This is a genomic window from Flagellimonas marina (assembly GCF_042651185.1).
Classification (GTDB): domain Bacteria; phylum Bacteroidota; class Bacteroidia; order Flavobacteriales; family Flavobacteriaceae; genus Flagellimonas; species Flagellimonas marina.
Map to the genome: position 1 here is coordinate 41,195 of NZ_JBHSCL010000003.1, position 22,356 is coordinate 63,550.

Below are 22,356 nucleotides of genomic sequence, written 5' to 3' on the forward strand. Positions count from 1 at the left end.
TTCAAATAACCGTTAATTTTTCAAGTTCTTTTTTCTTCTCAATTAATTGAGTATTCAAATCCACCTTTTTATTAAACTGCCTTGCTTTAACAATTGAATTTTCAAGCCTTGAAATTTCAATCTCCAAGGAATGCTTCTTCTGCTGAAACTCAATTAAGTTATCAAAAGAAACGTTAGAATCCTTTTTGTCAGATAATTGAAGGCACAAATCATGGATTACAAAGCCTAAATCCTTTTTTAGATTTAAGACATATTTTAAATCAGAACTTGGATGCCATTTAGACCGAAAAACCCAATCCACAACAGAATAATCTTCATTAATTGGATGAGCATGTTTCTTTGCACATGAAATAAGAACTTCTTTTTGGTACTGCACAAAAAATACAATCGGATAAGGAATCGATTTGTCTATTATATCCAATAGGTCTTGAATATTGTCTTTGACCTTCAATTCTATTTTGAATAATTGGATTTCCTCAACACCGCCCTTTTTCAGATTTATTGTATCCTTCGACAATTTGTTTGTCCAAGAAATACGTTGTATTACATCCGTAAAACGCTTCTTTTGTTTTGAATTGGTGTACTTATCAAAAGCGTTTTTAGGAACAACTCTATTAACTCTTGTCGCATCTGGAAGGTTAAAATATTCCATCATCGCACAATTAAAAATGAAATGAGCTTGAAATCTTCCATACCCTTAATCTTATCTTGCAAAGCGGTTGTGCCACCCGATTTGAAAAGACTAAGAATTTCCTTTTCTTCTTCAACTTGAAGAATGCTACCTATACTTTTCTTCAATAATTCCGAATACCCATGCATGTCATGATAATCATCAGTTTCTTTTGCAACAGACTGACAAAGCTCCACGATTGGTTCCGATCTGCCCTTGCACAACATCCGCACCGCATCCAAAATTTTCTTTGAATCAACATGGCTCAATAACAATTCGCCAGAATTATTGATGTAAACCATATAATATGGATGCAATCTATTCAACTTATTGATATTCACACCTGAATTGACATTCTTCAGAATGAAAATTACCCCCGGCTCCAATATGGGCGTTGAACCTACCACGGCATGTAACCCCTCAGGAATATCCTTTGATTCACCATACGACTTTATGTAGCTAGTCAAATCAACACGAAAATCATTTAATCCTAAATCCGTGATACTGACACCTTCACGCAAATCCTCTAAATCAATGACTTCTTCCTGTAACTTTTGAAGTTGGATTTTCCTGTAATCCAAATCCTTCTCATCTGTGTTGAGAATATTGTCATCCCCCGTACTGGCCATATTGCTGATAAGCATTTTGCTCTCAACACGTTGCTTTAGATTTATATAATTATCGAGAGTAATATCTGGCCAGAAATTGACCATGGTAATCGATTCATTTTTTGATCCAATTCTATCAATCCTACCAAATCTTTGAATAATTCGAACTGGGTTCCAATGAATGTCATAATTGATAAGATAATCACAGTCTTGAAGGTTCTGACCTTCCGAAATACAGTCCGTTGCAATCAATAAATCAATTGATTCAATAATCTTGGGATATAGTTGGGCTTTATCTTTTGAAATTGGGGAAAAACAGGAAAGGATTGCATTTAAATCTGGTGGGATTTTCTTTGCATTTGAAGACTTCTTAGTTCCAGTCACTAAGGCGGTGTTTAAACTATGTCTATCCTTTAAGTGTTTACTTAGATGCTCATTAAGATAATTTGCAGTATCGGCAAATGCCGTAAAGATGATAGCTTTCTTGTTTCCGTGGTTAATTGGCTTATTTATCTTTTCATCTAAAATTGAAATCAATCTTTGAAGTTTGGCATCTTTTTCACCTGTGATGTCAACCACGCTATTCCAAAGTCCATGTAGAACCTCTAAATCTTCATTTAGGTCTTCACGCCATTTGGTTGCATCCATGTCATTAATATGAACCTTGATCTTCTTGCCGATTACGTTTTCTTCATCACCCCAATCAGCTTCCCAATCAAAGTTCTCGTCATCCAATTTTGCTTGAAGGCCTTCATAATCCGAAGAGTCACCATTATCAATGATTTTAATAGCATCCTCAATTTGAGATATAATGCCTTCCAGTGTAATCCTAAATGAATCAACAGAACTCTCCAATCGCTTAAGAAGGTTAATCCTCATTAATATTCTTAAACTATTTTCACGGTCAATCTGACTAAGCCTTCCCGACTTTACAGTCTTATCATACAAATCTGCATAGAGTTGCATCTTACTAGGAAGGATATAATTAAGCGGTGTATAAATGGATAGATTAAGCAAGGTTAGCTTTTCTGCTATATCAACATAGGTAACATCCATTTCTTCCGTCAATGGTGCTTGTATGGAAACTGGCTTGTTTCTTTCTGGGAACTTGCCAATAGCAGTCGTATCGTAATAGGTGGTTATGTGCTTTCTGGACCTGGCAATGGTCAATGAGTCCAAAATCTCGAAAAAGTCAAAATCCAACATATCTAGCAATCTGTCCGTTGTTCGCTCCGAAGCATCATATTTGCTCCAAATGTTGAATGCGGTCTGCGCTCTTTTGAAAACTTGGTCGATACCTCGATCAGTTTCTAATTTGTAATCAATATTTACCGCCTCACCTTCATAAGCCAAAGCCAATTGATTTTTCAAATCATTAAAACGATTGTTCACAGGTGTTGCCGATAGCATGAGGACTTTTGTTTCAATCCCCTCCTGAATTACTTTTCTCAGAAGTCTTTGATAGCGATTTTCTTTACCGACAACAGTATTGTTATTTCTGAAATTATGCGATTCATCAATTACAATTAAGCCATAATTCCCCCAATTGACGGATTCCAAATTACGCCCATTGCTTATACCTCTGTCCCTCGATAAGTCCGTATGAAAGAGCACATCATAACGAAATCGGTCTTTTGCCAAAATGTTATTCTTGTCATTATGGCGATATGTATTCCAGTTAGCTTCAAGCTTCTTTGGGCATAATACCAAGACATCCTTATTACGCATCTCGTAATACTTAATAATGCCGAGAGCAGAAAAGGTTTTACCCAAACCAACACTATCTGCCAAAATACAGCCTTTGTATTTTTCCAACTTGTTGATTGCTCCAATAACTGCATCCTGCTGGAAATTGTATAGCCTTTGCCAAACAACAGACTCTTTAAAGCCTATCTGGTCATTTGGGAGGTTGTCGATTGAAAGATCATCTAGAAAATCGTTGAAAATATTATAAAGGGTAATGAAATAGATAAACTCAGGGCTGTTCTCCTTATAAGCACTTTCAAAGTAGCTTTGAACACGCTCCGTTACATCCTGTAAATATTCATCGTTTTCCCAAACCTGATTAAACCAGTCTAGATAGTGTTTACTATCGGGAAACTCAGTCTTTTGAATTAAAGTTGGAAATCCTTTTTTATGGGTAACTCCTAAATCTGACGAAGTAAAACTGCTGACATTCGTATAGGCGAATTCATTCTCATTAGTATTTGAGATATGAATCATTCCATTCAAAGGTAGATTACTTTGCTTGTTAGATTTAAATGTAACCTTGCTTTTAACCCATTTCGCACATTCCTTTGCAATAGCGCGTTGGTTCAATTGATTCATTAACCGGAGCTCAAATTCACCTCCACATAGTTCTGATTCCCTGTAAATATGGGGTATGTAAAACTTCCTGTCCAACTTTTGGAATTTTTCCTCAATAAAAGTTGGTGAGGAAAAGATGAATCTCAACTCTTCAATCTTGCCTAGTTCCTTTTTCAAGGCTTCAAATGCATAAATAGAAAAAGAGGCCGCCGCTATACTAAGCTTTGAACCTCTTTCAATGCTCTCTTTCAAGTCATCGCCAAGGCGGTTATTTACGTTGTCAATTAACTTCATAGTTACAGTCGCAAAGCCTTAATATATTTTCTTGTGGCATTGATAAGGGAGTCCATGGCTTCCACAGCACGGTCAATTATTACATCCCATTTTTCTTCTTCATCCCTATATCCACCCAAATTGTATTCTTTTCTTATACTACAAACTCTATACCCTTCAAGTTCATCCCAATTCAAACTATCGCCAAAACTGTTTTCAATTTCAAACTTGGATTGTTCCAAGGTTCTTAGGATAGTCAAATTTTCATCTCCCAAGCCCTTGCCACGGTCAATTCGAAGTTCGATCCTAACGCTGTGTTGATTGACCCAGAATACATATGATAAGCCACGGACACCTGATGAAGCACCTATCCATGCATCACCTGATGGGGAAATAGCCGAAAAGGTTGTTACATTTTTAGTATTAGTCACAGCCAATAGCTTTGTCCAAAAGGCTCTTCTTTGTTTATGCCTTAATGAATCCTCTTTTTTAATCTTGCCAATTTGTTTGGATTCCTCACTAGGCCCAACAATTTTTGATAGCAATGGTGCTGGGTTACTTTCTCCAATCTTTATGGCTTCAATCTTCAAGAAGTAGAAATCACAGCCATTATCAGCTTCATTCAACCATGAAATAGCATTGATGTGTTCCTGTTTTGGAGTTTCAACAATCCAAATAGCGACCTTAGCTTCAAACGATGTTAAGTATGTAATCAATTTCCCAAGATGATCATGATCACTTGGTCCATATTGATTTTCAATGACAACAATATCTCCATTGTCATTTTCTGCTTTAATATCAACATTGAAACTTCCTGTGCTTTGCTCTCTTTCAGGATTTATCAACTCAAGTCCTATTGCATCCCCAAGTACATCGATATTCTCGCAAAGCCAAGGCGTTAGACTTCTAGCTTCATAAGGGAAAGCTTCTCTAATGGGAATTCTGATAATTTTTTCTACACTATTCATTGGGTTTGAACTATTTCCATTAGTTTCTCATAGCTACTGACCTTTTCAAATCGGACTTCATTACCGCTGATTTCTTTAAAATGTTCGTCAGCACAATGTATTTTCAGCTTTTCTATTTCTCTTAAATCCAAATCGGAGTCTGAACCTTTAGTCTCGGCCACAAAGTATATTTGTCTCACTTTGTCCTTATCAAAAACAATCGCCCAATCGGGACTATAATTTGCAACAGGGGTTGAAACATAGAAGCTTTTAGGCAATTTTGCGTAAACAAAAACCTCAACACTATTTTCCAATGCTTCGGCAAATTTAGATTCTATGCCAGAGTCAGAAGTTAGAAAATCATAGATGTGCTTTTTAAGCAAATCTGATTTTCGAAGCGCAAATTTGTCATTGGTGAAAACCGTTTTAGCATCATGCCTTTCTTCGGTTTTATGATAAACAATGTTATTGATAATCAAACTTGCCTTGACCTCATTGATCAACTTACTTGTCTTAGCAATAAACTCTTCTGGGTTCTTTCTGATTAGCAAGAATTTCTTTTCACTAATTGATTTTAAAATGGCAACTATGGTGCGTCTGGTCAAGTTGGTCTGCTCTTCAATTTCACCTACGACATCATAGACGGCATCAGCAAATAAATCATTGGACAAACGTTGTTGTTCTCTTTTGGATTCCCTAATCAGAGAACCGTCCTTCATCTGATCCTTTGTGCCGTCATGAAGCTCACCCGTTTTAACTTCGTAAACCCTATCCCCAATATGTAATTGGGCATTGATCTTAATCTTACTGTCTTCAACAAGCTTTTCCGTATCGAACTTAACTTCATAAATCGTCTTTAAGTTGATCTTATCCCAAAGTGCTTGAAATTCCTTTTTCTTAAAGTTGGTGTTGGTTCTTAAAACAACTGTTTCACGCTCATTTTCAGGCTTAAACTCTTCTCCTGTATAAATGGCTTGTAATAATTTTCCAATTGAAGCTCTATAGGGTTCCAGTTGTTCAGGTAATGGCATTTTATCCTGCTCGATCAACTCCTTACCATCCGATGTGATTTTATAATTTTCATCAATGACCTGACCTATAATTAACTTGAACTGGATTTTTTTGGCTTCTTCCTCGGTGATACGATGTTCTTCACCTTTTTCGTCAGTCACTAACTTGCCAACAAAATATTCAACCTCTGCTTTTTGTGGTCTATCTTTAAGGGTAGCCGCTATCTCTTTTTGCAATCCTTTTGCGAAGGCTTCATAACTTTCAGAAGCAATAACCGTCAATTTGTTGATTTCATGGACTTGTTCGCCAACAGCTTCAAAATCCAATCTGTTACCATTTTTATTGACACATAAACGCATCCCACGACCAACCTCTTGCCTTCTTCTGGTTTCACTGCCACTCTCGGGATTTTTCAATGCGCATATTTGGAAAACATTGGGGTTGTCCCAACCTTCTTTCAAAGCCGAATGTGAAAAGATAAATCTGGTAGGCTCTTCAAAACTCAACAACCGTTCCTTATCCTTCATTATCAAGTCATATGCAGATATGTCATCTGACTCTTCACTTCCACGCTTTACCGACGGATCAACGCTCAATCCTTTTTTGTCTATTGAGAAATAGCCATTGTGGACTTTATTGGCTTCATCCCTTTTCAAATATTCCTTGTAGTTTAAGGGCATGTAGCCCTTGTGAACATCACTCGGGTCGTTATCCTTGAGGTAATCATTATAATCTTGATGAAATAAGTCTAAAAAGTCGTTGACCGCATTTTTGTACTCTTCTTCAAAAATTTGAGCATACTCTCCCAAAAGAGCATCCCCATCATCACCATAGACCCTATACTTATCAACACTATCAATGAAGAAAAGAGAGAGAACCTTAATTCCCTTCTCAAATAGTTGTTTCTCTTTTTGAAGATGAGACAAAATACATTCGCGGATTTGAATACGCCTAAAGGCCAACTCGTCCATGTCATTGACAATATCACCCGGATATATTTCTTCACCACCCACAACAACTTTGTTCAAATAACCATTAATATCAGTTATCGTTTGGTTCTTATAAGCAGGCATATTCCCTGACAGTTCATATAAATTGTCGCCTTCTCCCAGTTTTTTACGAACACGCTTAACCCCTGAACCCGAACGTTGTTCAAATTCCATTACTGCAAAAGGAGGTTTTGTGGTGCTCAAACTGATATGCTCTAAATACAAATATCCAGTTGTACCAGTTGAGCCTTTTAGGTTAATACCTTTAACTTGGATTTTTTTGACCAGCCTTTTGTTATAGGCGTCCAATGCATCCAAGCGATAAACTTTATTGTATTCTACTTTGTGGGTTGCTGAATAACGTAACGTGAAGAGCGGATTGAAATCCTGCATACTCTCTAAGGTCTTTTTGCCGTCTACCGATTGTGGTTCATCAATTATTAGAATTGGGTTGGTTTGTGAAATAATTTCAATTGGTTTTCTTGTACCAAATTGATCCAACTCTTGATAAATCCGTCTAGCATCCTTACCACGAGCATTAAAAGCTTGTGTGTTGATAATCATTACACTGATACGACTATCAGAAGCAAAATTCTCAATATCCTGTGGACGACCAGAGTTGTATATAAATGGATTAATCTTGTGACCGTACTTTTCCTGAAAATGCTCTTGTGTAACTTGGAATGATTTATAAACCCCTTCTCGAATGGCAATGCTTGGAACGATTACAATGAACTTGCTCCAACCATATTTCTCAAAAAGTTCATACATCGTTCGGATATAGGTGTAGGTTTTACCTGTGCCTGTTTCCATTTCAATCGTAAGGTTATATCCGAGCTTAACACCTTTTGGACGTTCTACTTGTTGGCTTTGATGAACGTCATTTTCCTTTTGAACCTCTTGAATGTTTTTCAACACCTGACCTTCTAGAATTTGAATACTGCTATTTCTATAACCAATTTCCTCTTCGATACTGAAATCAAACGTGGAAGCTCCTGTAGCGGCCATTTTAGCCTTGCGCATAATTTCTTTGCTACGCTCCAAAGTAAATCGGTTTGTTTTTAAAGGTTGACCTTCAAAACAGTCCACTACCGCCTTGACCGCATTTAACTGAAAATCCTGTTCTTTGAACTGTAATTTCATACTTAAATAACTTTCATTTCAGTCTCAGGACTCAATTGCTTCAACAGCTGTTTTACATTGGTTTTGGCGGTATCATCTTTAAAGCCACTATCCTTAAAGACAATACGGAGAGGCTGTTCTTCTGCAATAGCCTTTGCAAAAGCTTCATCTATATCATCATCAAAACAAGCATAAAGAGAATTCTCTGCAACCTTGAACAACTTTTTACCATTAATGTTGACTTGTTCAATTTTGAGTGAAAGTGGCAAACCCCAATCCAACATCACTTGTGCAAGAAGATCATCCGATGTTCGACCTGATTTTACATTGTCCGCAAATAAATCAAGTTTGTCCTGTGTGTATTCCTGAGGCATGTAGTAAACATCTTCCATATTGCTCTCATCCAAGCGATAAACCCTGAATCCATAATCAATATCTGCACCTGTTTCTTCTTTGATTTTTTTAGCAGCTCGGCGGATACGTTCTTTGCCTAATTCAGTAATTAAATGAGGTTTGCCTAGAGAATCCAAAAAATCAATTGAGTTTTGAATTGTTTGTTTTGTATTATTATCCGCATCCTTAAGGTTTTCGTCCAAATCCTCAGGGAGCTGGACCATTATATATTTATTCCTTTTTAGAGATTCAGAGTTATATTGAAGTAACGCATCAGCAGTACTGGCAGAGCCAGAAAAGAAGTCAAGAACAATACCGTTTTCCATTTTTATTGATTCAACTAATCTGCGAAGCAAGGATGTTGGTTTTGGGTACGAAAAAATACTTTTATTTGCGAATAGCTTTTCCGTTTCAATACCTCCATCACTTTTAAGGCTTACTATGGAACGTAAAAGCATGTCACTTACATCTTCAAGATATTTAATAGAACTTGGCTGTGTGTTCTCGTCTTTTGCGAACCAAATAGTGCCACATCTAAAACTTCCATCGGGTAGCTCAACTACATTTTCATAATCTAATGCTTCATTGAAGGTGCTTTCCTTCCATCTCCATCCCCTATCTGGAACTTTTACAGGTTTTTTAGTTTTTGGATGTAGAACATCATATCTAGGACCAAATGTGTTTGCATTTGGCCAACTCATATTTATCTTTCCCCAAATTTTATAATTATGATCTATGGAATTATAAAGCGTTATCCCTCTGTCAAACCCTCTTTTCTTATAAAATTTCTTCAATTCCAACTCGGCTTCTGTTATATCAATACCCTTTGATTTAAACTTTTTAGCCATGTCGAATATTTCTTCTAAGCCATCCTTTGGCATTATGAAAGAATGTTCAAGCTCAGAATTTTTTACATATATCAAAACAAATTCATGAATGTTACCTATACCCTTATCATTCTTAGGAACTCTTTTGTTCCAAGTAATACATTCAAAAAAATTGTTCTCACTAAAAATTTCATCACATATCTTTCTAGCATTATGAATTTCAATATTATTTATTGAAATAAAAACCACTCCGTCATCCGATAATAGGTTTCTAGCCAACCTTAATCTGGGATACATCATACTCAACCAATCGGAATGATACCGCCCCGAAGTCTCGGGATTAGCAACTAATCTTTGATTGTATTCGTTCTTTTGACCACTTTCTAAAAGTTCTTCTTGGCTATCCCTACTGAAATTGTCTTTATAGACAAAGTCTTTCCCCGTGTTGTAGGGTGGGTCGATATAAATCATTTTGATTTTTCCCAAATAGCTTTCTTGTAAAAGCTTGAGGACTTCCAAATTATCTCCCTCAATATAAAGGTTCTCTGTATTGTCAAAATCAACAGAATCTTCTCTTACAGGTCTTAAAGTTTTAGTGGTAGGTAAGTTAGCTGTGACAATAGCTTCTTTTTTGCCAGGCCATTCCAAACGATAACGTTCCTTATTCCCTTCGACCACCGCATGGCTTAGTTCCTGCTTTAGTAAATCAAAGTCTATTGCCTTGCCCTCCGCGCTTTCAGTAACACAATTTGGGAATAGTTCCGACAGTTTCTCAAAATTCTCATTTACTAAATCGGGGGAAGCAAGGTCTAATTTGTCGTTTTCGGACATATGTATATCTCTGTTTATTAGTCAGTTGTTTGTATTCCGGAATTTGTAGGGGGATACAACGGAAATTAACTGTTAAAATAGGGATATTTATAAGCAAACCAAAAGGAAGATTTGCTTTTTGATATTTATGACGGTTAACCTTAGAAAATAAAATTAAATACCTGTTTTTTACACTTATAAAACATAAAACCTGATACATGAAGGTCTATGCAGAATATTTTACCATAGCAGATTGCAATGCTTATCGCAGAAAAACCCTTTTACAGTTTGGTGAAAGCATAGATTTAATTGGCAGCGCGGTATTGATTAATCCCGGTAGCGCCGAACCCATCGGAAATGCCGACCATGATTTAATTCAAGCCTTTTACAGCAAAAACCATAATATGGAAATAGATTATTCCTCCATTTGGAAAAAATTCAATCCGGACCCCACTATGGCACAACTTACCAAACTTTTCAATGGATGGTATGCCGGCAAGCCTAAATCGCTAAACGGTGTCTTACAACTTTTCAATTGTTTCTATTTGAAGGAGCAGGATTTGGACAAAGCACTTCTTAGTTTCAAAAGCGGAATGGATTTCACTTTTAGTGAAGGGCAACTTTTTGGAGAAAAGCCTGTTTATTTTGGCTGGGGAAACACTGGCAAATATGGAAAAATAAAGGATATTCCCCTTAATATCTTCAAATCTTACGACATTCGAAACACGCCTATTTACCATTCCAGTTTCGAGGAAAATTGCTTTTATCACCCTGGTTATTTGAATCGGTCATACAAAAGAAACCCTAATAGCATCGAAATCATCCAAAAGTTTTCTAGCTTGTTTTAAGCTAAAACCTATCCATTTCATTTAAAAATAGTCCCTATATCATGGTGCACCTTCAGATAATGCTGCTCCAACTCCTTTTCTGAAATTCCCAAGGGCTCCGGCAATCCCTTTGTAATCTCAGGCCTAGGAAACTGTACCTTCCGATCCTTCCCATCCGCAAACACCACAAACTCCCCCTGTTTCAACCGAAAGAAAACCTCTGCCCTTCGCTTGGACACCTCCTTCTCTCCTTCCGTTATCCGTCGTTCCAGGTTCAACCCCGAACTCTTGCTCACGCTCCTAGTCGGTATCTTGACCAATTCAAAGAACCGCTCATAATATCTCGCGGTGTCCGGGTCATTGACCTTTCCAAAGAACTGGTACGACAAATTGGAAAGAATCGCTTTACTGGCCTTTTCCCCGTACATCATATCGTTCTGGATTTTGTCCTGTAGCACGTACACACTTACAATGTCATAGCTCCTGAGAGTAGCCGGTATTCGGTGCATATTCAACAACCGCAGTGTTGAGGCCTCTTCTAACAACATAAAGGAGGGTTTCCGGTTGCGTTGGCTCATCTGCTTGGAAATCGTATGGATGATCGTGGCGATCACCGGGGAAAGGGAGGCATCCTTTTGGGGGTTGTTCACCAAGGCAATGACGGATGGGTGGTCTCCATTATTGATATCCAAGGAAATCTCATCCTTGGAAAGCACCATAAAGATCTTTTGTGTACTGATCTTTTTAAACCCATTGGCCAAGGTGCTGAGCACCCCTGCCGTCTGGCGTTCCGACCCAATGCCACTTATAAAGGCATCGGCCATGGCACGGGACGTAATGTTACCTCTAAGAAACTTGATCAGGCTCTTGGTGCCCAATTGCTGAAAAACGGCCATGAGATGGGGCAAAGTACAATAATGCGGATAATCCGTCTTTAATCGCCATATCAATCCACTGATCAAGCCCTCGGCCGCATCCTTAAAGAACCGGGACGTGCTGTTTTCATCAGAATCCCGATGTTCCATCAAATTCTCCAAGAGCACCCGGGACACCTCGTGCACACTTTCCTCATCGATAAGGTATCGGGGGGCTATTGGATTGACCCGATTATAAATGGGCCCGAAGGAAACAATCTTAAAGGGAATCTGCTCCCCATTCCACAAAGGATAGGCCATTTCGGTAATCTCAAAATCCTTATAATCATGGATGACCCCGGAGAAATGCTCCTTTTCAAAATGCTTTAAGAAATTGTAGATGACGCTCTCCGTCTTTCCGCTCCCTGCAGAGGCTATCACCGACACTCCGCGCCGAATGTTACCCAACACCAACGGCCTCCCCCTTACCTTCATTTTCACCTCAAAAACCTTTGAGGGTTTCTTATCGACTTTATGATAATCCACCAGACCATAGATCACGACATGGACAAACACCAGTGGCAACCAAAGGGTCAATGATCCCTTTATAAAATCATCCCATCCTCCTACTAAACCATTGGCCATGGCCAAAAGTACTATTCCCAAAACCCAAATCACGAACCCATATTTGAGAAATCGATTTACCACAACAGAGATTCCTCCACCGATCACCATACCAGATACTATTCCGATCCATCCTAAACTTTCCATATCTATATTATTTATATTCCAATCGATCCCGACTCCAGGGCTTTTCCGATACCTTTTTTGAGTTGCATTAGGGTCTTATACGCTAACTGAGCTTGGTTCGTGGGGATGCTTGGCACCTTGACCCCTGCCTTGAACAACAATTGTTTGGCGGCCTGTTTCTCGTTGGAAGGAAGCCCTAAAAGGGTTGCAAAGAATTGTTTGGGGTCCTTGTCGAGAAGGTTTCGGGCATAGTAGGTCTCCACAAAGTTCCTGCGGTACCCGAACTGCTTGTCAAAGGTCTTTTCTGATGCCCGATAGAACTTATCACGGTCAAAGCCCTGTTTGACCTTCTCCCCATTAAGAGTGGTCTCAGAAGTCCTGAATTTGGACCCTGGGGAGAGACTATGGGCGTTGGTCACATCCTTTCGGCTGACAATGATATGGATATGGCTTTGGTGGCCTTCCTTGGCCATTCCGGGAACGATGCGCTTGCCATTTTGTTTATGGGGTGCCTCTGTTTCCAGGGCATTTATTCTTTCATGCAACTTTGATAGATCCCCTTGCTCCCTACCCTCCTTGATGCCGCGGATCTGGTGTTGCAATTCCAGGATCTTACTGGCAATGGCTTGGTTTTCCTTGACTGCCTTGTCTTTTTCGGAATAGGTCCGTTCCCGCTCCAGTTTTGCGAAATACAACACATCCTTCACTGAAACTTCCTGGTCCCTGTAAAAGGAACCGGCATAGGCCTTCATCAGTTCCCGGGTATACTGTTTCAACCTTTCGGGCTCATTCCCGATATGTTTGAGCTCGGCTTGGGAGGGACTGACCATGATGGAATAGAATTTGGGGTCTTTCTTGCTGAGTTTGGAGGTATTGGCATCGATCTCGGCAATGACCCGCTGGGCATCAATGTCATTTTCGGTCTGGTTAAAGAAAAATTCTTGATCTTCCGGGGCCTTCCCTTCGTTCTCCTTTTCCAGATAATTGACAAAATCACTGGCACTACCATTATAGTTATCTCCTAAATGTTGTCTTGTGATGACAATGTACATGCTTATATATTTTTGAGTTTTGTTCGGTACTGTTCAATGGCCCCGGGTTTGAGGTCCAATTTGAGGTGGTCCTTCCCGAAGCGGTTCTTGGCCACCGATACATGGTCCAGCACATGGCCAAAATCAGTTTTAAGATCCTCCAATTGTTCCTTCAAACGTTCATGCACTATTTTGGGCACAGTGGTCTCCTTATCCAAGAGTCCAGGGTTACTGGAGGCATTTATCTCGGTCAATTGCTTTTCAAAAAATTCAAAGTCACCTTCCCACTCATCATCCTCTTCAGGATCCAGTTCCTGCTGAAAGAGGGCCTGCATCATGCTGACCGTGGGAAGGGTCTGTTCTTTCTCGATGCTTCGCATGATGGCCACCATGGCATTGAAGCGCCGCCTTATGTAGTGCTTCATACTTGCCATGGTCTCCCCTAGGTGTTGGTCCGGGGAGATTCCATGTCGTTCAAAAAAGTCAATCATGGCCAATAGGGTCAGTGATTGGGATTTTCCAAATAGCTTGGAAAAACGTCTAAATTTCAACAATACAGGTTCCTTGATACTCAAGCTCTTGAACCGTTCATTTTTGCTTTCATTTTCCATAATTCCGTGAAAAATCCCTTGATTTTATTGGGCTCAAGGCCGTTTTCCGTGAAAACCACCTTTGCCCATTTTTCCTGCATCCATCTTAGCCCCCATAAACAGGGCCTTGCGGAGCAACTATAATCGGTAGCGCTGCGCCAGCACGCTATCCTCTTGCTCTTCCTTTTTGTGCGGACGCACAAAAATTATCGCACAACACGGTTTAAAAACCAGTTGCATTCTTAAGTAAAAGTCAAATCGAACGGAGTACGGACTTTAGGAAAGTCAAACCGATCTACCAAAATAGATCAAAATAGTTCCGCACTTAAAATGCTGTTGAAAACCAACCCTTTAAAGATATAAAAACCAATGTTCAGAGCATAAAAAAAGCCCATCATATTGGATGGGCTCCGATGGTGTGTTTTAGGGTTCACATATTGAATACAAAATCATAATTGTATAGATTTCGCATGGCTTCATCTTCCAACAACCCATCATAGTCGGAGTCATGGGTTTGGGCATATTGGCGCAATTGTTCCCCAAAACGGCTTTCCACATCCTCTTTTGATACGGAAAGCAAACGTTCCTGGGTTTCGCTATCAAGGTTGATAAAATTCAAATAAACCATAATTCAATGCTTAAGAAATTCATTGTTCACAAATCATAAAGGCTAGGGTCAAAACCATCGGGGTAATCCCCGGGGTGATATTGCTGTTCCGTCCCTATTTCAATTTCGCTCATTTCCGTATCTGCTTCCATAGCTTCATCCCTATAAAATTCCATTATCGGCAAAACTATAATACCTTCCATCGGGTGCCAGAATGATATGATCCAAGACCTTGACATCAAAAAGCTTGGCAGCCTCTTTGATCTTTTGGGTCAATTGTCTGTCCTGTTGACTTGCCTTGAGCTGTCCAGAGGGATGGTTATGGGCAAGGATGATGCCAACGGAAAGGGTCTTTAGGACAATGGCAAAAAGGATGCGCATATCCACCAAGGTTCCCGTGATGCCCCCATGGGATAATGGGTAAATACCCTTGACCTTATTGGATTGATTGAGCAAAAGGATCTTGAAGCATTCGCTCAGACCGATCGTATCGGAATCCCAGCTTTTGAAGAGCAATTGTGCCACATCATTGGAATTGGTAATGGAGAGCGATTGCAGGGTGCTCAGTTTTTCCCTGTAACTGATCTGTATTTCGTTGACGCTGTATTCCATGTCATCTATTTTAATATGGATAAGAAAAGGGCGCCCCACATATTGTGGAACACCCTTATCCACTTTACTCGGTGGTATTGTTTTCACCACCGCCCAACAACAAGATCTCACTGGCCACCACTTCGGTGACGTAACGTGTGTTGCCCTCTTTATCCTCGTAGGAGCGGGAGGTCAATTTTCCCTCGACACCGATTTCCTTTCCTTTGGTAACGAAACCTTCGATGATGTCGGCAAGTTTGCCCCATCCGATCACGGTGTGCCATTCGGTATTGGTCACCCGTTCCCCTTGGGCGTTCTTGTAATGTTCATTAGTGGCCATGGTCAGGCGTGCCACACGTTTCCCTTTGTCAAGGTCTGTGATCACGGGGTCTTGCCCCACATTTCCGATAAGTTGCACTTTGTTTCTCAATGTACTCATGATAAAAAGTTTTAAAGGCCTGCGGTCTTCCATTTATGGATAAATCAGCAAACTGGGTTAAAAATTTCCCCTCTATTTTTTTGGTATTTGTTTCCCAAATTTTAAGGGGCGTTTGTTTGCTTCTTACGTGCGTAGCACAATAAAAGAAGGGGGTTCTGTCAAGGCTTTTGGACGGAAATCGGGAGGCTCCGCGACGTAGCAAAACCTATTGCCTTGCCTGGGCGGGCAAGGTTTTCAAGGAAGTGGAAACCCTATTTGTGGGCAAAACCTGTCTTGGCCTTGACAGGTTCAATGAGGGCCCTAGGAATTCCATCCGACCCATTGGCAAGGGAGTGTACGGGAAGTTAAACGACCGAAGGCAGTGGTGTCCTGATTGGAAGTCCTTGGGCACTGCCCTGTTTTTCGATGTCCCGAAAAACAACAAGGGCTTCTTTTATTAAGGACCCCTTAAAATTTGTTGGGCGGACGGACGGATTTGCGGCCTTTCCCGGCAAAGCCCCAAGAAGGGTTTGCAAAGGAAGGGCGTACCAAAAATCCGTTTGGACGACTTCCGTTTTGGCCAAAAGACAATACATCGACCATTCGATGGTATTGGGTGAAAAGTACATGTGATATCTTGGAACTTGGTTTCCTTTTAATCTTTCTGGAACAGTTCCCCTTGATGGTCTTGAGAAGGCTTGATGTCCTTTGAAATTGAAGTTTTCATACTATCCTTTAAGGCCTTTCTTCGTTTCTCATAGATCCAGACCCTTAACCTTTTCAAAAGACCCATCTCATATTCGGACAGTTGTTTGGGTGCCACTTCCTTCATGGCCTCAATTTGTCCATCCTTCTTAAAGGTCTTGGCATACTCTAGCCCACACCATGTGTAGATGTTCACCCATTCACTGGGCATGGGGGATTCGAAGGTACTAGGCATCATATAGGTCACAACCTCTGTCAAGGAGGCCATGTGTTCCCCACGCATCTGGGTCAACATCCGGGCCATGGTAACATTGTTTAAAAGGTCTTTGGGAACGGCATCCTGCCATTGTGATGGGTAGACAATGATGGGACTTTGCAATAGGTCCAAAAAGTCAAGGACAAAATCGGATTGGGCCTTCTTGTGGGACTTGGTACTTAGGTTTGGATTCGGTGTTTTTGCTGGCTCCAGTTCAAAGCCAAAATCCAGTTGCACTACATTTTGTTTTTCCATGATATGCATTTTAGTTGAACAATAGTGGCACACCGCCAAATGCAAGGGAAAATTTTGGAGCGGGAAGGAAACGGAATAAATAGTGGAATTCTGGAACGGCTTTATGCCGTCCCTTGTCCGAGAAATATTTTCCGAGTTTACCTTTGGGAACTATTGATCGGAACAATCATTCATGGATTTCTGACATTTGACCGGGTCATTTGAAAATTACCTGTTCACCAATTGAGTCCAATGAGAGGGGAACAGATAAAACATCAGCGATCCAGAAAACGATTATCTTTGGAAACATGGGGGCGGAATACATCAAAATCTTCACCGATGAAATGATCGTTTTGGAAACAAGTGATGGCTCACCACTTTTAGGTATCATCCAATCCTCAAAGAACAATTTGGACCGTTTGGAAGCCTATTCCACAGAAATCCAGGAGCTGTATGAAATCGTTATCACAGTGGGTCAAAAAGGTAACGACCGATGTGATTTCCCGATCAAGATCAAGGACATCCGTTCCATTGAACGGTTGGATTGACTCCATGCACATACCCATGTCCAATTCGGACGGCCTTGTTTCAAGTGCAGTCAAGTGCTATGGACATTGCCCTTTAGGGACTTTGATTCCCAAATTGGAGACCATAGGAAAAGGGCCTGTTCCCAGGCCCCCTTATTTATCCAACTCAATCCTCAATTACCTTGGCCCGCCGTTTGAGGGCTGCGACCCTTTCCCTGATTCGTGCCTCACGTTTTTCCCGCTTCTCCGCATAGGTTTCCTCAATGACCGAAATCTTGTCCCTGTAAAAGGATTGCATCGCCACATAGAAGGACTGGTTGGTCATATTATTGACGTGGTTGCTCTCTCCAAGGTGCACTTGCCGGGTCAATAGGAACCGGAGCAGTTTATAAAATGTCTCCTTTTTGAAGTTCTGTTTGAATTGGTCCAGCAGTTCCTCATTGGACAATTGGGAATCACCACCAAAGAAATCCGCAAAATCTTCCCTTTGGCTATAGTATCCGATATTGTTCTCGTACAACGAGATGGCAATGGCCACCATTTCATCCGTGGACAAAGGCTTCTTACGATCAATGTAATCAGTTTCCCGTATCATGTCCACCACTTCCTTGAACTGGTTGTTGTTCTCAATCTGTTTTTTCCGAAGTTCCCGTGTATTTATCTTGATGACCTGTTCCTCTGGGGTACATTCGGCCATCTTCCTTTTATCCAAGGACTTGGCGGCAGATCCACCCATTTCAATTTCCTCCCTTTGCTTAACAAAAACTGTTTCGGTCAGGTAGGTGTCCGTTTCCAAAAGGATTCCTTTTTCAAAACCATGGTCCAGTGCGTTGTTCCATGCCTCCTTTTCCTCTGCAAAGGATTCCAAGGCCTCTGACAGGAATTCACCCAACTCTTCTTCGGTGTATTCATAGTGACTGTATTCCTCCCTTATGGTATCCAAAGTTGGCTTTATGGGCTCTTTTAAAATTTCCATCTCATTGGTCAAATTCACTTGAAGCCCCTGTTTTTCCATTTGTGCAATGACCCATTGGTTCCGTTCCTCGTCCACCCAGTATTTGTTGATATTCGGTACCAATCTCAGTCCTTCCTTTTTCACTCTTTTGAGAAGTTGCATAAAAGTCTTGGTCTTTTTGTTCTCAAAACAGGAAGTCCGGGTACAGACCATCTTATCATTTCCGAACAGGTTGCCCTGGTTCGCGGCATTGAATGGACAAATATCGCATGCCCCTGCCTTGGGCACCAACGTCTTGTCGGTCACATCAAAGCAGGCTTTGGTCAAGTCAAAGGTCCGGCTCTCGACCATGCGTTTGATTCGGTGGGCCTGAAAATCCCCTTCCAGGCTTTCCAATAGCATCTGTTGCTCACCGGGCTCAAAAAGGGCCACCGCCACTCCGAGGGAGATTGTCATTTCTCCATTACGGACAAATGTTTTGAATCCTTCGATCAATCCAGCTAATTTGATACGCTGGCGGATAAAGTTTTCTGAACGCCCCAGGCGTTTGGCAATATCACCGGGTTCGTAACGGTCCAACAGGAACCGGATGGCCTCTGCCTCTTCTATGGGTTCCACGTCCTTTCGCTGGAGGTTCTCGATGATCTGGACTTCCAGAATCTCCTTATCATCGTAATTTCCAATTATCGCAGGAATTGTTTGTAGTCCAGCCAGTTTACTGGCCCTATATCTCCGTTCCCCCATTACGATGGTATGGCCATCATTGGTCTTACGGACCGTAATGGGCTGCAAGACCCCATGTTTGGCGATACTATTGGCCAATTGTTGAAGGTTTTCTTCATCAAAGGTTTTTCGGGGTTGTTCGGGATCTGGTAAAATCGAATCGAGGTCCAGTACTCGGATCTGAGGAACTGAATTCTCCTTTTCCAGATTTGTGCCCCTACTGGCTTTTGTTCTTTGCCCACTGTTTGTTTTTCGGGCCGCTCTTTTTTTTGTTTTTGTCTCCATGATTTTTGGATTTTGGTTAAACAATATTTGAGCGGCTCATAAGCGGAAGACAAAATTTTGGAGTGGCAAGGAAACGGAATAAACAGTGACCTTCGGAACGGCTTTATGCCGTCCCTTGTCCGAGAAATAGTTTGCGGGCTTAACTTTCGGGAATATTGGAATAGCTATTTATCACATTCTTTCAAGTGAACCGAAAGATTGATGTATTGGCCTTTACCTATTTTTCGATAAAGTTTTAAGGTACTAAGCACATTATTGACCCGTTCCGCTACTTGGGGGATAGTATATTTCAACTATTTCCGGCCAACTCCATATTTTCATATATGCTTTCAAGGATATTGGAAAGTCTTGGAAAGTAGTTTTGCTTTTCATGTCCATTATAAAAATGTACATTATTTCATTCAAAAAAACGCATTTTGATTAAAATAACAATCTGCTAACGAAATGGTCTATGAAAATGCCCTCCACGTTCTATCTAACAATACTTAAGTACTTCTTTTGGGTTGCACTTTCATAGTTGTGATGTTCTCGGCTGTTTACATCCGATTTCCCTTTCAAGGTTTGTTTGAGGGCCCTCATGTCCTTGCTTATCTTTTTCTCCATCACCCTGGCATATTTCTGTGTGGTCGAGAGCTTGTTGTGCCCCAATAGTTTTGCCACTGTTTCGATGGGTACATTGTTCATCAACGTAATGGTGGTCGCAAAGGTGTGCCGTGCCACATGGAAGGTCAGGTGTTTCCGGATATTGGCTTGTTTTGCGATCATCTTAAGGTAGTAATTCACTTTTTGATTGGAAAAAACCGGAAGTAAGGCATTTCCGTTTTCTGGTATGGAATACTCTTGATATTTATCCAAAATAAGTTTTGCCGGATGAAGCAAAGGTACCTTTACGGGGGTTTTGGTTTTTTTTCGTTTTACGTTGATCCACTGCTCCCCATCAATTCCGGCTACAATGTCACCAGCTTTGAGCAACTTGACCTCGATATAACTTAAGCCTGTATAGCAGGCAAAAAGAAAGATATCCTTTACAATGGCCATTCCATTTCCCTCTATTTCCAATGACCATATCTTCTGAACTTCCCAGTCCTCTAGGAAATCACTGTCATAATCCTCATACTTAAATTTGTATTGATGGAAAGGGTCAATCGGGATGCATCTCAACTTGTAGGCAATGCCAACAAACTTTTTGAACCGCTCCAAATGCTTCATGATTCCATTATTGGTCAATGGCTGGTGTTTATTGATTGGGGTACAGGTTCGAAGAAAACTCTCAAATTCAACAACAAAGGAATAATCGATGAAGGACAATCTGATATCCTTTGCATGGAATCTTTTTTTGATGAAACGTTTGAGATACCTTTCGGTGGCACCATAGTTTTTGCTCGTACCAGGAGCCAGTTTGGGTATCTCGTGCGTGCGGTGGTATTCAAAAATATCCTCCAATGAGACAATTTTTTTATCACTTCCCAGATAACGTTGTTTAATGGCATTGGGGGAGATGGGAAGTCCCTCTGAAAAGAGTTGACGATGGCAATCCAAGAGTTTGGCACGGACCTCGTCCAGATACTTGTTGGTGCTGTTGGCTTCAGTGGACCTGTGGTCCATCCTGCCCAATTTAGGGCACCATCGTTCTTCCAGGGTCGATCTATGGACACTGAGGTCACAATAGCGGCCCTCAAATCTTATTCGAGCGTAAATGGGAATGAGGCCGTCACTCTTCTTGGCCGTTTTTTTCAGCCAATAGCTGATACTGAAGGAATTTGAACAATTCATGTGTTTTCGCTTTAAGTGGAACAATCCGTTAGCGAAAGTCAAATCACACAAAAATCAAATCAGAACGTACAAGTTAAGGAATTTGCCCCTAAGAAAATAGGACATCGAATAGGACATCCTCAATATTGGTTCCAAATAGGCATAAAAAAAACCAGAAAATAATTAATCTTCTGGTTTTTAATGAATTATGATTTTGTTTATATCCACAAAATCAAGGTTCGTCGGGGTGGCAGGATTCGAACCTGCGACCTCCTGCTCCCAAAACAGGCACCCTTTTTCTGATTACCAGTAACTTATGAACCATATATTGTTTTTTTGCGATTTTTTTGCGATTTTTTGGCCCTGAAACGCCAATCAGGTTGCGCCTAAAATATTTTTGGTTACTTTTGGAAAACCATGGTTCATATCCCCGAAAATAAGGATAAGGACCAAAACGCCAAAATTACACCAACAATGCCGATTAAAATTCCAGAGCTCGAAGGCTACTTCGGAGGTAAGGGAGGTTCAGGGGTCTACCAGAACATCATAAACCTTATCCCGCCACACAAAAGATTTGCTGTGCCCTTTTTGGGACATTGCGGAATCACACGCAATATACTTCCAGCGACCACGACCTTGGTGAACGACATCGACCCCGCTGTCATCCGACATTGGACAGACTATTATAATAGTAACCCATTTGGCAGGAACAAAAATGGAACGTTGGACGATATGTGGTTCCACAACCTACATTGGGAGGTGTTCTTGACCTATTATAAGTTCGATCAATCCGATTCCTTTATTTACTGGGACCCTCCCTATCCAAAAAAGACCAGAAAATCAAACCATCAGTATACCTTTGAAATGACCGATGATGATCATGTAACATTGCTTTCAAGGTTGCTGGGGTTCAAAAAGGCAATGCAAGCGATCAGTACCTACGACAACCCTCTCTATCAGGAAATGTTAGGCGGTGCTGGATGGAACAAGAAAAGTTTCCAAGCAAGAACCAGACAAGGGGTTGCCACTGAAACTGTGTATTTCAATTACCCCCCCCTACACGGTTGCACGACTACCAATATTTCGGTGACAACTATAAAGAGAGGGAACATTTCAAATTGAAGCGAGAGAGGATGATGGCAAAGTTTGAGAAAATGGAGCCCATAGAACAGGGGTATTATCTGGATGCAATAAAAAATGAATTGGGCTTGATGGTGTGATATCGCATCTTTAGAACCATTGATGTGTCCGGAAAAATAGGATACTGGCCAACAGCCCAAAATATACCGGTGTT

Annotated in this window: 19 protein-coding genes; 4 read left to right on the forward strand and 15 right to left on the reverse strand. The window is 40.7% G+C overall.

Features of this window, described 5'->3' with window-relative positions; translation table 11 throughout:
* Position 1: 1 nt before the first annotated feature.
* The 5 genes from ACFOWS_RS02475 to ACFOWS_RS02495 are packed head-to-tail and all read right to left on the reverse strand — an operon-like array spanning position 2 to position 9,978.
* Positions 2 to 652: a DUF4391 domain-containing protein gene (locus ACFOWS_RS02475; protein WP_379762367.1), complete on the reverse strand. Its 651-nt coding sequence runs from the start codon at positions 650 to 652 to the stop codon at positions 2 to 4.
* On the reverse strand, positions 652 to 3,879 hold the full coding sequence (locus ACFOWS_RS02480; protein WP_379762368.1) for a helicase-related protein: 3,228 nt from the start codon (positions 3,877 to 3,879) through the stop codon (positions 652 to 654). The genes ACFOWS_RS02475 and ACFOWS_RS02480 overlap by 1 nt, the downstream gene beginning before the upstream one ends.
* A 2-nt stretch (positions 3,880 to 3,881) precedes the next feature.
* Positions 3,882 to 4,826, reverse strand: a complete 945-nt coding sequence (locus ACFOWS_RS02485) for a DUF4268 domain-containing protein (RefSeq protein ID WP_379762369.1) — start codon at positions 4,824 to 4,826, stop codon at positions 3,882 to 3,884.
* A complete protein-coding gene (locus ACFOWS_RS02490) occupies positions 4,823 to 7,948 on the reverse strand; it encodes a type III restriction-modification system endonuclease (RefSeq protein WP_379762370.1) in 3,126 nt (1,041 codons plus the stop codon). Before ACFOWS_RS02490 ends, ACFOWS_RS02485 begins: the two co-directional genes overlap by 4 nt.
* A 2-nt stretch (positions 7,949 to 7,950) precedes the next feature.
* Positions 7,951 to 9,978: a site-specific DNA-methyltransferase gene (locus ACFOWS_RS02495; RefSeq protein WP_379762371.1), complete on the reverse strand. Its 2,028-nt coding sequence runs from the start codon at positions 9,976 to 9,978 to the stop codon at positions 7,951 to 7,953.
* Between the two features lie 197 nt (positions 9,979 to 10,175).
* On the opposite strand from ACFOWS_RS02495, the gene ACFOWS_RS02500 reads away from it, so the two are divergent.
* Entirely contained in the window at positions 10,176 to 10,805 is a 630-nt protein-coding gene (locus tag ACFOWS_RS02500) for a hypothetical protein (protein WP_379762372.1), read from the forward strand.
* 17 nt (positions 10,806 to 10,822) lie between these two features.
* On the opposite strand, the gene ACFOWS_RS02505 is transcribed toward ACFOWS_RS02500, so the two are convergent.
* From ACFOWS_RS02505 to ACFOWS_RS02535, 7 genes are all read right to left on the reverse strand, one after another.
* Positions 10,823 to 12,409, reverse strand: coding sequence for a type IV secretory system conjugative DNA transfer family protein (locus tag ACFOWS_RS02505; protein ID WP_379762373.1), 1,587 nt, complete (start codon positions 12,407 to 12,409; stop codon positions 10,823 to 10,825).
* 11 nt (positions 12,410 to 12,420) lie between these two features.
* Positions 12,421 to 13,440: a MobB family relaxase gene (mobB, locus tag ACFOWS_RS02510; protein ID WP_379762374.1), complete on the reverse strand. Its 1,020-nt coding sequence runs from the start codon at positions 13,438 to 13,440 to the stop codon at positions 12,421 to 12,423.
* 2 nt (positions 13,441 to 13,442) lie between these two features.
* Positions 13,443 to 14,030: a BfmA/BtgA family mobilization protein gene (locus tag ACFOWS_RS02515; RefSeq protein ID WP_379762375.1), complete on the reverse strand. Its 588-nt coding sequence runs from the start codon at positions 14,028 to 14,030 to the stop codon at positions 13,443 to 13,445.
* Between the two features lie 409 nt (positions 14,031 to 14,439).
* Complete coding sequence (locus tag ACFOWS_RS02520) at positions 14,440 to 14,637, reverse strand: hypothetical protein (protein ID WP_379762376.1); 198 nt, start codon at positions 14,635 to 14,637, stop codon at positions 14,440 to 14,442.
* A gap of 26 nt (positions 14,638 to 14,663) precedes the next feature.
* The gene (locus tag ACFOWS_RS02525; protein WP_379762377.1) at positions 14,664 to 14,792 is read right to left on the reverse strand and encodes a hypothetical protein; all 129 of its coding nucleotides are present in this window, start codon (positions 14,790 to 14,792) and stop codon (positions 14,664 to 14,666) included.
* Positions 14,779 to 15,228 carry a JAB domain-containing protein gene (locus ACFOWS_RS02530; RefSeq protein WP_379762379.1) on the reverse strand — a complete coding sequence of 150 codons (450 nt, stop codon included), beginning with the start codon at positions 15,226 to 15,228 and terminating at the stop codon, positions 14,779 to 14,781. Before ACFOWS_RS02530 ends, ACFOWS_RS02525 begins: the two co-directional genes overlap by 14 nt.
* Positions 15,229 to 15,292: 64 nt before the next feature.
* Positions 15,293 to 15,646 (reverse strand): single-stranded DNA-binding protein, encoded by a 354-nt coding sequence (locus tag ACFOWS_RS02535; protein ID WP_379762380.1) that lies wholly within the window; start codon positions 15,644 to 15,646, stop codon positions 15,293 to 15,295.
* Positions 15,647 to 15,813: 167 nt separating this feature from the next.
* Between ACFOWS_RS02535 and ACFOWS_RS02540 the strand changes: the two genes are divergently transcribed.
* Positions 15,814 to 16,086: a hypothetical protein gene (locus ACFOWS_RS02540; RefSeq protein ID WP_379762382.1), complete on the forward strand. Its 273-nt coding sequence runs from the start codon at positions 15,814 to 15,816 to the stop codon at positions 16,084 to 16,086.
* 194 nt (positions 16,087 to 16,280) lie between these two features.
* Here ACFOWS_RS02540 and ACFOWS_RS02545 read toward each other — a convergent pair whose 3' ends face one another.
* The gene (locus ACFOWS_RS02545) at positions 16,281 to 16,841 is read right to left on the reverse strand and encodes a hypothetical protein (RefSeq protein WP_379762383.1); all 561 of its coding nucleotides are present in this window, start codon (positions 16,839 to 16,841) and stop codon (positions 16,281 to 16,283) included.
* Between the two features lie 200 nt (positions 16,842 to 17,041).
* On the opposite strand from ACFOWS_RS02545, the gene ACFOWS_RS02550 reads away from it, so the two are divergent.
* On the forward strand, positions 17,042 to 17,368 hold the full coding sequence (locus tag ACFOWS_RS02550) for a hypothetical protein (RefSeq protein ID WP_379762384.1): 327 nt from the start codon (positions 17,042 to 17,044) through the stop codon (positions 17,366 to 17,368).
* Positions 17,369 to 17,513: 145 nt separating this feature from the next.
* Here ACFOWS_RS02550 and ACFOWS_RS02555 read toward each other — a convergent pair whose 3' ends face one another.
* Both ACFOWS_RS02555 and ACFOWS_RS02560 read right to left on the reverse strand, forming a co-directional pair.
* Positions 17,514 to 19,310, reverse strand: coding sequence for a ParB/RepB/Spo0J family partition protein (locus tag ACFOWS_RS02555; protein ID WP_379762385.1), 1,797 nt, complete (start codon positions 19,308 to 19,310; stop codon positions 17,514 to 17,516).
* Positions 19,311 to 19,781: 471 nt separating this feature from the next.
* Positions 19,782 to 21,083, reverse strand: coding sequence for a site-specific integrase (locus ACFOWS_RS02560; protein WP_379762386.1), 1,302 nt, complete (start codon positions 21,081 to 21,083; stop codon positions 19,782 to 19,784).
* Positions 21,084 to 21,479: 396 nt separating this feature from the next.
* Between ACFOWS_RS02560 and ACFOWS_RS02565 the strand changes: the two genes are divergently transcribed.
* Positions 21,480 to 22,184, forward strand: coding sequence for a hypothetical protein (locus ACFOWS_RS02565; protein ID WP_379762387.1), 705 nt, complete (start codon positions 21,480 to 21,482; stop codon positions 22,182 to 22,184).
* The last annotated feature ends 172 nt before the right edge of the window (positions 22,185 to 22,356 follow it).